Genomic DNA, 13,545 nt, shown 5'->3' with positions numbered 1-13,545 from the left:
GAATCGCGTCCGCGTGGTCGTTTGCCTGGCTAGTCATGGTGCTGGTGCTTCTGTTCAACCCGGCCTGCGGGGAAGCGGACCGGTTGCTTATTCTTTGAAAATCCATCATGACTTCAGTTGTTTCCCGGCACGCCATACAGGCGCTCAAGCCGCTGGCAATCTCGTTTGCCGTCGCCGCCGCATTTTCCGTTACTGCTTCCGCACAAACCACCACCTCCACTCAGGATCAGGTCGCACGGGTCCTCGTCACCGCCAGTCGCACACCAGTCGCGGCCAAGGACGTATTGGCCGATAACGTCGTGATCGGCCCGGAAGAGATCGCGCAGTCCGGCTTCACTTCCATCGTCGACCTGTTGCAGCAAAAACGCGGCATCGAAATCTCCCGCACTGGCGGGCCAGGCAACGTCTCATCGGTATTCGTGCGCGGCGCAGCGAATGCGCAAAGCATCGTGCTGGTCGACGGCGTGCGAGTCGGCTCGTCCACCACCGGTGCGGCTACCTGGGAAGCGATTCCGCTGTCGCAGATCGACCACGTCGAGATCGTCTACGGTCCGCTGAGCAGCCTGTACGGTTCCAGCGCGATGGGCGGCGTGATCCAGATTTTCACCAAGAAAGGCGCGACCGGCTTCCATCCGAGCGTGAGCGCCGGCGTCGGCAGCTACGGCACGCGCAATGTTGAAGCCGGCGTGTCCGGTGGCAGCGCGATCGATGGCGAGCGCAATTTCCACTATGCGATCAGCGCCGCGCATGAGCAGGCCGACGGCTTCTCCGCAACCAAGCCGGCCGCCGGCACGTTCAGCTTTAACCCGGACAAGGACGGTTACGACAAGGATAGCGTCAGTGGACAGTTCAGCGTGGACCTGGCGAAGGGGCATGAGATCGGCCTGACCTTGCTGCAGAGCCGTTTGAATGCACAATTCGATGCCGGACTCGGGTTCGACGACCGCAATGTGGAAAAGATCGAAAACTACTCGCTGTACTCCAACAATCAGCTGCTGCCTAACTGGCATAGCAAATTGCAATTGGCCTACGGTATCGACCAGACCGACACCGATGCGTCCTTTGGCAAGAGCATGATTCGCACCCGGCAACGCCAGTTCGGCTGGCAAAACGACATCAACCTCGGCAGCGATCTGCTGCAGCTGGTCGCCGAGCGACGCGAAGAAAAAGTCGACACCGATGACGGCTCCGTGGACGGCAAGCGCAATACCAATTCGGTCGCGGCAGCCTACCAGCTCAAACGCGACGCGCATCTGGCCAGCGTCAGCGTGCGCAGCGACAACAGTGCGCAATTCGGCACCCATACCACCGGCAGCCTGGCCTACGGCTACCATATCAGCAGCGCGCTGCGCGTCAACGCCAGCTACGGCACCAGCTTCCGGGCCCCGAGCTTCAACGAGCTGTATTTCCCAGGCTTTGGCGTGACATCGAACAAGCCGGAGCAGGGCAGGAACGCCGAGGCCGGCATTTACTACGAAGCCGGTGCATCGCATCTGAGCGCGGTCTACTATCACAATCAGATCAACGATCTGCTGGTCAATACCGCAACTTGCCCGGTGGAACAGGCGACCCATCCTTTCGGTTGCGCCTTTAACGTCGACAAGGCCTTGCTGGAGGGGATTTCGCTGGGTGCCTCGACCCGCGTCGGCAGTTTCAACCTGCGCGGTGCGCTCGATCTGCAAAATCCGCGCGACACGACCACCGACAAGACCCTGGCGCGCCGGGCCAAGCGTCATGGCAGCGTGGCGCTTGAATACGCCGCCGGCGCGCTCAAGGCCGGGGTCGAGACGGTATTTGCAAGCACGCGCTTTGACGATTTCGCCAACAAGAAGCCGCTCCCGGGTTACGCCTTGCTGAACCTGTATAGCAGTTATGACCTAGCGCAGAACTGGTCGGTGTTCGGGCGCTGGAATAATGCGCTGAACAAGGATTATGAGTTGGCGAAAAACTACGCGACGGCCGGCTCCAACCTGTTCGTCGGTGTGCGTTATGGCTATTGATCGCAGCTAAACTTGCGTGTAGGGCGGCGCCGGTCGGCATCGTATATTTTGTACGATGTGTCAAGTAATAGGGCCGGTGCCCAGGGTAATCGCACGAAGAACCGCATGAACATTGGTGCTGCCGGGTTGCGTTCCCTCCCCCTTGCAGGGGGTTAGGGCTGCGCAGGGAATTCAGGAGGCGTGCCTCCTGCCTGCGGAGCGGTATCCGCATGCAAGCGGATACTCCTGGAAGTGGGGGTAGTGCGGTCGATGAATGATGCATGTTGCCGATCGACCGTCCTACCCCCATCCCAACCTTCCCCCTGCAAGGGTGAAGGGGCGAAAAGCCTCAACCTGCAACGATCTTCATGCAATCGCCCTGGTCGGCGCCGCCGAATTGGATTCAAGAAATACTCCTGAGTTAAGCTGCGCTATTCCGCATGAAAACATTAGGGTTGTTCACTATACTGCTTAGGAGTATTTGTATTTCGGCAAACGCCAAACGATACGATTACCCGAATTGATGCAATCCGAATTGACACAATCCATTTCTAGAAGCCAGACGCTCGCCGAGACCATGGTGCAGACCCGCAATGACATGCCGCAGTCGAGAAGTCGCCAGCGTGCCATCATAATTTTGGGTGCGCTGTGCCTGTTCGCCGTCGCGTCTGTAGTGTTTGCCTGCGCCGTCGGCTCGGTCGCGTTGTCGCTGCCGGAGTTGTTCTCGGCCATGGGCGAGCTGGTGCACGGCAGCGCCACCACCCTGGCCGCCAGCCTGCTGGAGCTGCGGCTGGGACGCGCCTTGTCGGCCTTCGTCACCGGCGCCACGCTGGCCTTGGCCGGCGTAATGATGCAGGCCCTGCTGCGCAATCCGTTGGCCGACCCATACGTGCTGGGCGTCTCCGGCGGTGCCGCAGTCGGCGCGCTGGCCGCGATGCTGCTGATGGCCGCCAGCTGGCTGGTGGACCTGGCCGCATTCGGCGGTGCGATCGCGGTGGCGCTGCTGTTGTATGGCCTGGCACGACGCGACTTGCGCGGTAGCGCCGGCAGTGACGGCAATGCCTCCCTGCTGCTATTGACCGGCGTGATCGTCGCGTCCGGCTGTGGCGCACTGGTGACGCTGATGCTGTCGATCGCGCCAGACAGTCGGCTGCGCGGCATGGTGTTCTGGCTGATCGGCGACCTGTCCGGCACGCAAAATCGCTGGCTGCCGTGGCTGGTACTGGTCGCCGCGTTGCTGTTTGTAACGCGCGTCGCGCGCTCGGTCAACCTGCTGGCGCTGCATGCGGAGGCCGCAGCCACGCTCGGTATTCGCGTCAGCGCGCTGCGTCAGGGCCTGTTTTTCTGCGCTGCCTTGCTGACGGCCAGCGCGGTGAGCAGCGCCGGCAGCATCGGCTTTGTCGGCCTGATCGTGCCGCATGCCTGCCGTTTTGCGCTCGGCCCCGACCATCGCCTGCTGCTGCCGGCGGCCACGCTGATCGGCGCCACTTTTCTGGTGCTGGCCGATACGCTGGCGCGCACCGTGCTGGCGCCGCAGCAATTGCCGGTGGGCGTGATCACGGCATTGATCGGGGTGCCGGTGTTCCTGCTCCAGCTGCATCATATTCATAAAAAATGACGATACTGCGCACCCGGGATTTGCAGTTGCGCGTCGGCGCGCGGCTGTTGCTGACCGGCCTCGAATGGCAGGTCGAGCCCGGTCAATGCTGGTGCGTGATCGGCCGCAACGGCGCCGGCAAGAGCACCTTGCTGCGCACACTGGCTGGCTTGCGCCAGCCCGACGCCGGTGGCATTGAGATCGGCGGCAAGCCATTGCATGACTGGCCGTTGCAAGCGCTGGCGCGCGAACGCGCCTTCCTGGCGCAGGGGCGCAGCGATGCCTTTGGTTACCGCGTGATCGAAACCGTGCTGAGCGCGCGCCATCCATATCACGATGCGCGTTACTGGGAGTCGGATGCCGATCTGCAGGCTGCGTATGCGGCACTGCAGGCGATGGATGTCGCCGATCTGGCTGAGCGCGACGTGCGGACCTTGTCCGGCGGCGAGCGCCAGCGCGTCGCGATTGCCGCCGTGCTGGCGCAGGACACGCCCTTGCTATTGCTCGACGAGCCGGCCAACGCGCTCGATCTGGCGCATCAGGTCAGCGTGATGCAGTTGCTGGCGCGCCTGTGCCGCGAACAAGGCAAGACTGCGGTGATGGTCGGCCACGATCTGAACCTGGCGCATGGTGTCGCCAGTCATGCCTTGCTGCTGATGGGCGATGCTCACTGGCAGGCCGGGCCGGTGGCGGACGTGATGCAGGCGCCGATCCTGAGCCGCTGCCTCGGCCATCCGATCGAAACCGTGCAGCACGGCCAACGCATTATTTTCATACCCGGTGAGGAACAGCAATGAACGACGACATCAAGGGCACGACCAATTCCGACCAGGACATCAACGACCGGCACCGGGTGCGGATGGCGCGCAAGAAGGAGGTGGTCGATGCCAAGATCAAGGACGCGCAGCGCGTCACCGGCGTGATCGTCATCAATACCGGCAACGGCAAGGGCAAGAGCTCCAGCGGTTTCGGCATGGCGATCCGCGCGATGGGGCATGGCATGAAGGTCGGCATCGTGCAATTCATCAAGGGCGCGATGTCGACCGGCGAAGAACAGTTCCTGCGCCGCTTCCCCGATGAAGTCAGCTTCCATGCGATGGGCGAGGGCTACACCTGGGAAACCCAAAACCGCGAGCGCGACATTGAAAAGGCCGAGGCCGCGTGGGCAAAGGGCAGGCAATTCCTGTCCGATCCGACCATCGGGCTGGTGGTGTTTGATGAGCTCAATATCGCCTTGAAGTACCACTATCTCGACGTGCAAAAAGTGATTGCCGATCTGCAGGCCAGGCCGGAAATGCAGCACGTCGTGATCACCGGCCGCGGCGCATTGCCCGATCTGATCGAGATCGCCGATACGGTGACCGAGATGCAGGTAATCAAGCATGCGTTCAAGGATGGCATCGCCGCGCAGGCCGGGGTCGAATGGTGACCGCTGCCGGGGCTGACGATGGGATTCCAACCATGACGCAAACGGTGCAAGCGACGGTGGTACTAGTCTCCGCCGTGGCCTCCGGCCAGGGCAAGACCACGGTCACCGCAGCACTGGCGCGCAAACTCCAGCACCAGGGCAAGCGCGTGCGCGTGTTCAAGACCGGCCCCGATTTCATCGACCCGATGTTGCTGGAACGCGCCAGCGGTGCTCCGGTGCATTCGCTCGACCTGTGGATCGTCGGGCTCGACGCCTGCCGCCAGTTGCTGGCGCAGGCGGCGCTTGAGTCCGATGTGATCCTGATCGAAGGCGTGATGGGCCTGTATGACGGCAATCCGTCGTCGGCCGATCTGGCGCGCGCGTTCGGCGTGCCGGTGCTGGCCGTGATCGATGCGGCGGCGATGGCGCAAACCACCGGCGCGCTGGTGCTGGGATTGCGCGACTACGGTCCGGTCGATCTTGCCGGCGTGATCGCCAACCGCGTCGGCAGCGCTGGCCACGCCGGCATGGTCGCCGATGCGCTGCGCGACGTTCCCTTACTGGGAAGTCTGCAACGGCAGGAAAAATCGCTGCCGGAGCGCCATCTGGGACTGGTGCTGCCGGCTGAGGTCACTGAACTGGAGCAGTTGCTCGATCAGCTGGCCGAGCAGCTGCAACTCGATGAAGCCGCATGGCAGCGTCTGGCGCCGACCACCTTGCCGGCGCCGGTGGTACAGCAGCCGCCGGCTGCGGCACTGGCCGGAAAGACCATCGCGATCGCGCGCGATGCGGCGTTTGCGTTCCTGTATCCGGCCAATCTGGACTGCCTGCGCGAACTGGGCGCGGACCTGTGCTTCTTTTCACCGTTGGCCGATCAGCCGGTGCCGCTTGACGCCGACGCGCTGTATCTGCCGGGCGGTTATCCGGAACTGCACGCCGCCACGCTGGCGCAAGCCGCCAACTGGCAGCAATCGGTGCGTGGTTTTCATGCCGCGAGCAAGGCGATCTTTGCCGAATGCGGCGGCATGATGGTGCTGGCCGAGACCCTGGTCGATCAATCCGGGACCGCGTCGCCGATGGTCGGCTTGCTGCCGGGGCAGGTGCAGATGCAGGCCCGGCTGGCCGGGCTCGGCTCGCAGGGCGTGGCGACCGCACATGGGCAATTGCGCGGCCATACCTTTCATTATTCGCGCTTCGACACCGATGCGACGCCGGTCGCGCACACCATCAAGCATCCATCCGGCGCCGCCGGCGAGGCGGTGTACCGCGTCGGCACGTTGAGCGCATCGTATTTTCATGCGTATTTCCCGTCCTGCCCGACGGCGGTGGCGGCTTTGTTCCTCGGTCTGCCGTGGGAGGCGGCACCATGCGCACCCTGATCCTCGGCGGTTCACGCTCCGGCAAGAGCGCTTACGCCGAACAACTGGCGGCGGCGTCCGGCAAGGAAGTGATTTACATCGCCACCGCGCAGGCGGGCGATGCGGAAATGGCGCAGCGCATCGCGCTGCATCGGCAGCAGCGCCCGGCCCATTGGCATACGGTGGAACAGCCGTTGGCGCTGGGCGACGCGATCGCAGAATGGAGCGCGCCGGCGCGGGTGCTGCTGGTCGACTGCCTGACGCTATGGCTGTCGAATCTGCTGTTTGCCGAAGCGCAGGATTTCCCCGAGATCGGCCGCATTACGCCACCGGCCTGTTTTCAGAAACAGCGCGCACGCTTCTTACAGTCGCTGCAGCAGGTCAGTGGCGATCTGCTGCTGGTATCGAACGAAGTCGGGATGGGCGTGGTGCCACTCGGCGCGGTGTCGCGCTGGTATGCCGATGAAGCGGGGCGGCTGAACCAGGCCGTCGCGGCCACTTGCGAAAATGTGACCTTGATCGCCGCCGGTTTGCCGCTGATGTTAAAGGGTGAACGGTGAAGGGCGAGCGGTGAAGGGAGAGCCGTGCTGAGCGGGCTCGGCTGGCCGATGCTGGCGTTGCTGGCGCTGGCCGGCATCGCGCTCGATGCGCTGCTGGGCGAAGCACGGCGCTGGCATCCGCTGGTCGGTTTCGGTCGCTATGCCGATGCGATCGAACGATCTTTGAATGCCGGTTCGGCCAGATTCTGGCGCGGCGCACTGGCATGGGCGCTGGCGGTAATCCCGTTCACGCTGCTGGCGGTGTGGCTCACACGCATCGGTAGCGCCGGATTGCTGCTGCACGCGATCCTGCTGTATTTCTGCATCGGCCTGCGCAGCCTGCGCGAGCACACGCAGCCGATTGCGCAGGCGCTGGACTGCGGCGATCTGGCGCTGGCGCGCCAGCTGACCGCGCGCATCGTCAGTCGCGATACTGCCACCGCGCAGGAAACCGATCTGGCCAAAGCCGCCGCAGAATCGCTGCTGGAGAACGGCAACGATGCGGTATTTGGCACCTTGTTCTGGTTCGCGATCGGCGGCGGTCCCGGCGCATTGCTGTTCCGTCTGGCCAATACGCTCGACGCGATGTGGGGCTACCGCAATGAGCGTTTTAGCGCATTCGGCTGCGTAGCCGCACGCATCGACGATGTGCTGAACTGGCTGCCGGCGCGCCTGACCGCCTTGTCCTACGTCGCATTGGCGGCGACGCTGGACGACAAACGTCGCGCCTGGCGCTGCTGGCGTACGCAGGCGCCAGCCTGGCCCAGCCCCAACGCCGGTCCCGTGATGGCCAGCGGCGCCGGTGCGCTTGGTCTGGCGCTCGGTGGCGCGGCAGTGTATGACGGCGAGGTCGAATATCGGCCGCCGCTCGGTGCAGGCCGCAACGCGCGCGCAGCCGACATCGATCGTGCCTGGCGGCTGGTCGTGCTGACGGCGTTTTGCTGGACAGGCGTATTTATTCTATTGGGCGCGGCCGGCTATCTAAGTAGAAGATTCTGGTGAAGGCTCGTTGTTACATGCGCACTTTCATATACTTATTTGAGTGGCGATGAAACAATCATTCAGGTAGCGAACAATGTCCATCACAGAAAGCCCAATCCATGCTTGAACACGGTGGCAATTTGCGCGAGGCTGCCGCCCGCTTCGGCCGGCCGCTGGAAGACTGGCTCGACCTGTCGACCGGCATCAATCCGCACGGCTATCCGGTGCCGCAACTGGCGGCGGAGGTCTGGCACCGCTTGCCGGAGACTGATCCGGCGCTGGCACTGGCCGCCGCAGCGTACTACCAAGCACCGTTGATGTTGCCGGTAGCCGGTACCCAGGCGGCGATACAGGCTTTGCCGCGCTTGCGGGCATCGCTGCATCCGGGTTCGCGCGTGGTAGTCGCGGCGCCTTCGTACGCCGAGCATGGCCACCATTGGGCGCAGCATGGGCACCGCATGCGGCAGGTTCCGTATGCCGGGCTGGATGCTGCGATCGGCGAGGCCGACGTGATGGTGGTCTGCAATCCGAACAATCCGACTGGCGCCACGATCGAGGCCGGTCGGTTGCGCACCTGGGCCGAACTGCTGGCGGCGCGCGGCGGTTGGCTGGTGGTGGATGAAGCGTTCGGCGATATGCGGCCGGAACACAGCGTGGCGCGATGGAGCGATAGTGCCGGCTTGATCGTGCTGCGCTCGGTCGGGAAATTTTTCGGGCTGGCGGGATTGCGGCTGGGATTTGTTGCAGCCGCCCCGGCTTTGCTGCAGTCGCTGGCCGACATGCTCGGGCCGTGGGCGGTCAGCGGGCCGGCGCAGCAGATCGGTCGCGCCGCATTGGAGGATCGCGCATGGCAGCACGCGATGCGTGCAACGCTGCGGGCATCGGGGGCGCGCCTGCAGCGCTTGTTGGCGGAGTATGGAATCATTGCTTCCGGTAGCGAGCTGTATCAGTGGTGGCCCGAGCCGCAGGCCGAGGCGTTTTGGGAACACATGGCGCAGCGCGGGATCTGGGTCCGTTTGTTTCGCGAGGCGGCGAACGGGATACGCTTGGGTTTGCCGCCGGATGAGGCGGGTTGGCTGCGGCTGGAGCGGGCGTTATTGGATTGGGAAAATGTTCAATCACAAATTTAAACATTAACGTCGTTCCTGCGAACGCAGGAACCCAGCGTCTTTGGTGGCTAACTTATGCAGCCAATTAAAAACCTGTTAATAGCCAATTTTTTCAGATCATCGTGCAAGCAGCCGTATCGGGGCGCATCGAACGCCACTGGGTCCCAGCGTTCGCTGGGACGACAGTTTTGTCGTCAGAGGCAATTGCCGATCGCTCAGGTGTTTTACATGTTTTGAATTGAAGAAAGTGATAAATCGTGAATTTAAATATAGACGTCGTTCCTGCGCACGCAGGAACCCAGTGGCGTTCGTGACGAACTGACGCAGCCAATTGATATCCGACTGATAGTCATTTCTATCAGGTCATCGTGCAAGCAGCCGTATCGGGGGCATCGAAGCCAATGGCTCCCAGCGCGGCCCAAGGCCAGCTTGTCCTGAGCCTTTCGAAGGGCTGGACGACAGTTTTACGGTTCAGTGCGATTGCCGACCGATTTCGTGTTTCACATTTCAGGAATAAAAACATGAGCAACACAATGAAGTACAACATCAATAAATTAGGCTACTTGCTCGCGCTATTCAGCTGCCACGCACTGGCCGCCATCACCGTCCAGGACGACGCCGGCAAAACGATCACCTTAGCGAAACCAGCGCAGCGCGTGCTGACGCTGGCGCCGCATGTGACTGAACTGGTGTTCGCGGCCGGCGGCGGCGATCGCATCGTCGGCACCGTCAGCTACAGCGATTTTCCGCCCGCGGCGAAGAAGATTCCGCTGGTTGGCGACAATCGTCAGGTCGACATGGAGCGCGTGCTGGCGCTGAAGCCCGATTTGATCGTGGTCTGGATGCACGGCAATGCGGACCGTCAGATCGAGATGCTGCGCAAGCTGAACATCCCGCTGTTCCAGAGCGAGCCGCACAAGCTGGGCGACATTGCCGACAACATCGAACGCATCGGCAAATTGCTGGGTACCGAAAAAGTGGCGCAGCAAGCGGCAGATGAGCAACGCGCCAAACTTGCCGCCCTGAAGGCGAGATACGGCAACCGCTCGCCGGTGCGAATGATGTACCAGGTCTGGGACAAGCCGCTGTACACGCTCAACGGCAAGCACATCGTCAGCGACGCGATCCGCCTGTGCGGCGGCGAGAACATCTTCGCCAACATGACCGTGATTGCGCCCAATGTCACGGTGGAAGCGGTGCTGCAGGAAAATCCGGAAGCCATCCTCAGCGGCGATCAGCGCAACCAGAACGGTGGCGGCGTCAGCCTGTGGAAGGCGTATCCGACGATGCAGGCGGTGCGCAACGGCAATCTGTTCTCGCTCGACGGCGACCTGCTCAGCCGCTCCGGCCCGCGCATGGTTGAAGGCACTGCGGCGCTGTGCGAGAAACTGGAACTGGCGCGCCAGCACCGAAGCGCGCATCCGGCCGGACCGGGCAAGGTGCAGCCATGAGCCACTACCGCCGCATCGCCTGCCTGTCGACCGAATCGGTGGAAACCCTGTACGCGCTCGGCGCCGAAGACTGCATCGCCGGCATTTCCGGCTTTACGGTGCGGCCACCTCGGGCGCGCACGGAGAAGCCGAAGATCAGTGGCTTTTCTTCGTCGAAGCTGGAACGCATCCTGGCGGTCGAGCCCGATCTGGCGATTGGTTTCTGCAACCTGCAGGCCGACATTTGCCGCGACCTCGCGCTTGCCGGCATCGAGGTGCATCTGTTCAACCAGCGCGACGTGGCCGGCATCCTGCGCATGGTGCGGGTACTGGCGGCGCTGGTCGATCGGCAGCCGTCCGGTGAACAGCTGGTGTCGGAACTGCAGGCGCACATCGATGCGGTGCGCCAGCGCGCCGCGCAATGGCAACGGCGGCCGGTGATCTATTTCGAGGAATGGAACGAGCCCTTGATGAGCGGGATCGGCTGGGCCGCCGAAATGATTACGCTGGCCGGCGGCACCGACGCGTTTCCCGAACTGTCGATCCACCAGAGCGCAAAACAGCGCATCATCGCCGATCCGCAAGAGGTGGTGCGGCGCGCACCCGACATCATCATCGGCTCCTGGTGCGGCAAGAAATTCCAGCCCGATTCCGTGCGCAATCGCCCCGGCTGGGACGCGATTCCGGCCTTGCAAAACAACATGCTGTTCGAAATCAAATCGCCCGACATCCTGTCGCCCGGCCCGTCGGCCATCACCGAGGGCCTGGCGCAAATCAGCGCGATCGTCGCGCAGTGGCAGCAACGTGTCGTTGGGATTACCCCATGAGCGGCAAGCCGTTTCCGTACCGTACCCTGATGGTGCAGGGCACAACGTCGGACGCCGGCAAGAGCACCGTGGTCGCCGCATTGTGCCGCTTGCTGCATCGGCAGGGTGTGCGGGTGGTGCCGTTCAAGCCGCAGAACATGGCGCTGAACAGCGCGGTGACCAACGACGGCGGCGAGATCGGCCGCGCGCAGGCGCTGCAGGCGCAGGCGGCAGGTCTGGCGCCGCATACCGACATGAACCCGGTGCTGCTGAAGCCGTCGAGCGACACCGGCGCACAAGTGATCATCCACGGCAGAGTGCGCGCCGACATGAACGCACGCGATTACCATCAATACAAGACGGTGGCGATGGCGGCGGTGCTGGCGTCGCATCAACGCCTGCTGGCGGGCTACGAGACGGTCATCGTCGAAGGCGCCGGCAGCCCGGCCGAAATCAACCTGCGCGACCGCGACATCGCCAACATGGGTTTTGCCGAAGCGGTCGATTGCCCGGTGATCCTGGTGGCCGACATCGACCGCGGCGGCGTATTCGCGCATTTCGTCGGCACGCTGGCCTGCCTGTCCGATAGCGAGCGGGCGCGCATCGTCGGCTTCGTGATCAATCGCTTCCGTGGCGACATCAGCCTGTTGCAACCGGGGCTGGACTGGCTCGAGCAGCAGACCGGCAAGCCGGTGCTGGCGGTGCTGCCGTATCTGCACGGCCTGCATCTGGATGCAGAAGACGCGATCCAGACCGGGCAGAGCGTCGGCGGAAAATTCCGGATCGCGGTGCCGGTGCTGCCGCGCATCAGCAACCATACCGACTTCGACGCGTTGCGCGCCCATCCCGACGTCGATCTGCAATTCGTGGGGCCGGGGCAGCCGATGCCGCAGGCCGATCTGATCATCCTGCCCGGCAGCAAAAACACCCGCGCCGACCTCGACTGGCTCAAGTCGCAAGGCTGGCAGGATGCGTTGCGCAAGCATCTGCGCTATGGCGGCAAGCTGATCGGGATCTGCGGTGGTTACCAGATGCTGGGGCACACGGTGGCCGACCCGCACGGGGTCGAAGGCGCGCCTGGCGTGACGACTGCGCTCGGCCTGCTCGAGATCGATACCACGCTGACCCAGGCCAAGCGGTTGGCGCAAGTGAACGGCCATTGCGCTTTTGCGGACGCCGCAACGGGTGCAACAGTTGCCACCGTCAGCGGCTACGAAATCCATATGGGCAGCTCGCATGGCGCCGCGCTGGCGCGTCCGGCCTTTCACATCGCCGATGGCATCCACGCGCGGCCGGAAGGTGCGCGTTCGGCCGACGACCAGATCCTCGGCAGCTATCTGCACGGCATGTTCGATACACCCGACGCCTGCGCCGCGCTGCTGGCGTGGGCCGGGTTACGGACCGATAATAGGGTCGATCTGGCGCAACTGCGCGAGGCCAGCCTGGACCGGATCGCCGATGCCAGCGCCGGCCTGCTGGATGCCATTACATCCTTGCCACAATGGGAGTGTGCGCGATGAATTCACATCAATTTTCGGACGCCGAAATCGACGCCGTGTATCGGGCGATCCGCGAACGACGCGACATGCGACATTTCGTGCCCGGCGCCATCGAGCCCGCACAACTGGCACGCTTCATCGCCGCAGCCCACCACGCGCCGAGCGTCGGCTACATGCAGCCGTGGCGCTTCATTCGGATCCTCGATCCGCTGTTGCGCCAGGCGCTGTATCAGCACGTGCAGCAGGAGCGGGCAGCCACCGCCGCGGCGCTAGGGCAGCGCGGTGATGAATTCATGCGACTGAAGGTCGAAGGCATTCTGGCCTGCGCCGAGTTGCTGATCGTGGCGCTGGTCGATCATCGCGAAAAATACGTGTTCGGCCGCCGCACCATGCCTGAGATGGACATGGCATCGGCCTCGTGCGCGATCCAGAACTTCTGGCTGGCGGCGCGCGCCGAAGGAATCGGTGTCGGCTGGGTCTCGATGTTCGATCCGGCGCATCTGCGCGAGCTATGCCAGATGCCGGAAGGCAGCCAGCCTTTCGCGCTGTTGTGCGTCGGTCAGGTCGAGGCGTTTTACCCGGCGCCGATGCTGGAGACCGAAGGCTGGGATCAGCGCCGCGCGTTGCAGGAGCTGATTTATGAAAACAGCTGGGGCAATGTCGGGCCGGCCGATCCCGTCACCTGAGCCCGGGTTGGTATATATACTGCCGGTCATTGCCATCATTCCCGCTTATAAAATGTTGTAATTGGATATATACCCCGTCTTTTTATCATTTTTGACGGCGAATTTTTCGATGGGAACCAAGTCCGGATCGGCAGGACCGCCGTGATTCATGCA

The 13,545-nt window shown here is 63.3% G+C and carries 12 protein-coding genes; all 12 read left to right on the top strand.

Features of this window, described 5'->3' with window-relative positions; translation table 11 throughout:
* The first annotated feature begins 107 nt into the window (after window positions 1–107).
* The 12 genes from ACFOFO_RS17495 to bluB all read left to right on the top strand — a co-directional run bounded on the left by ACFOFO_RS17495 (window position 108) and on the right by bluB (window position 13,392).
* Window positions 108–2,000 (top strand): TonB-dependent receptor domain-containing protein, encoded by a 1,893-nt coding sequence (locus ACFOFO_RS17495; RefSeq protein WP_390332169.1) that lies wholly within the window; start codon window positions 108–110, stop codon window positions 1,998–2,000.
* Window positions 2,001–2,577: 577 nt separating this feature from the next.
* Window positions 2,578–3,597, top strand: coding sequence for a FecCD family ABC transporter permease (locus tag ACFOFO_RS17490; protein ID WP_390328165.1), 1,020 nt, complete (start codon window positions 2,578–2,580; stop codon window positions 3,595–3,597).
* Complete coding sequence (locus ACFOFO_RS17485) at window positions 3,594–4,373, top strand: ABC transporter ATP-binding protein (RefSeq protein WP_390325669.1); 780 nt, start codon at window positions 3,594–3,596, stop codon at window positions 4,371–4,373. The genes ACFOFO_RS17490 and ACFOFO_RS17485 overlap by 4 nt, the downstream gene beginning before the upstream one ends.
* Window positions 4,370–5,005, top strand: coding sequence for a cob(I)yrinic acid a,c-diamide adenosyltransferase (gene cobO, locus ACFOFO_RS17480; RefSeq protein ID WP_390332167.1), 636 nt, complete (start codon window positions 4,370–4,372; stop codon window positions 5,003–5,005). Before ACFOFO_RS17485 ends, cobO begins: the two co-directional genes overlap by 4 nt.
* Before the next feature lie 32 nt (window positions 5,006–5,037).
* Window positions 5,038–6,363, top strand: coding sequence for a cobyrinate a,c-diamide synthase (locus ACFOFO_RS17475; protein ID WP_390325667.1), 1,326 nt, complete (start codon window positions 5,038–5,040; stop codon window positions 6,361–6,363).
* Window positions 6,351–6,902, top strand: coding sequence for a bifunctional adenosylcobinamide kinase/adenosylcobinamide-phosphate guanylyltransferase (gene cobU / locus ACFOFO_RS17470; protein WP_390325666.1), 552 nt, complete (start codon window positions 6,351–6,353; stop codon window positions 6,900–6,902). The genes ACFOFO_RS17475 and cobU overlap by 13 nt, the downstream gene beginning before the upstream one ends.
* A gap of 24 nt (window positions 6,903–6,926) precedes the next feature.
* Window positions 6,927–7,883 carry an adenosylcobinamide-phosphate synthase CbiB gene (gene cbiB / locus ACFOFO_RS17465; protein ID WP_390325663.1) on the top strand — a complete coding sequence of 319 codons (957 nt, stop codon included), beginning with the start codon at window positions 6,927–6,929 and terminating at the stop codon, window positions 7,881–7,883.
* 98 nt (window positions 7,884–7,981) lie between these two features.
* The gene (gene cobD, locus ACFOFO_RS17460) at window positions 7,982–8,992 is read left to right on the top strand and encodes a threonine-phosphate decarboxylase CobD (protein ID WP_390325660.1); all 1,011 of its coding nucleotides are present in this window, start codon (window positions 7,982–7,984) and stop codon (window positions 8,990–8,992) included.
* Between the two features lie 512 nt (window positions 8,993–9,504).
* Window positions 9,505–10,422, top strand: coding sequence for a cobalamin-binding protein (locus tag ACFOFO_RS17455; RefSeq protein ID WP_390328163.1), 918 nt, complete (start codon window positions 9,505–9,507; stop codon window positions 10,420–10,422).
* The gene (locus ACFOFO_RS17450; RefSeq protein WP_390325659.1) at window positions 10,419–11,228 is read left to right on the top strand and encodes an ABC transporter substrate-binding protein; all 810 of its coding nucleotides are present in this window, start codon (window positions 10,419–10,421) and stop codon (window positions 11,226–11,228) included. The genes ACFOFO_RS17455 and ACFOFO_RS17450 overlap by 4 nt, the downstream gene beginning before the upstream one ends.
* Window positions 11,225–12,727 carry a cobyric acid synthase gene (locus tag ACFOFO_RS17445; RefSeq protein ID WP_390325657.1) on the top strand — a complete coding sequence of 501 codons (1,503 nt, stop codon included), beginning with the start codon at window positions 11,225–11,227 and terminating at the stop codon, window positions 12,725–12,727. Before ACFOFO_RS17450 ends, ACFOFO_RS17445 begins: the two co-directional genes overlap by 4 nt.
* A complete protein-coding gene (gene bluB, locus ACFOFO_RS17440; protein ID WP_390325654.1) occupies window positions 12,724–13,392 on the top strand; it encodes a 5,6-dimethylbenzimidazole synthase in 669 nt (222 codons plus the stop codon). The genes ACFOFO_RS17445 and bluB overlap by 4 nt, the downstream gene beginning before the upstream one ends.
* Window positions 13,393–13,545 lie beyond the last annotated feature (153 nt).

Source organism: Pseudundibacterium arcticum (assembly GCF_042646465.1).
Classification (GTDB): domain Bacteria; phylum Pseudomonadota; class Gammaproteobacteria; order Burkholderiales; family Burkholderiaceae_D; genus Undibacterium_A; species Undibacterium_A arcticum.
Note: the sequence above shows the minus strand (reverse complement) of the source record. Positions and strands in the feature narration are given on the sequence as shown.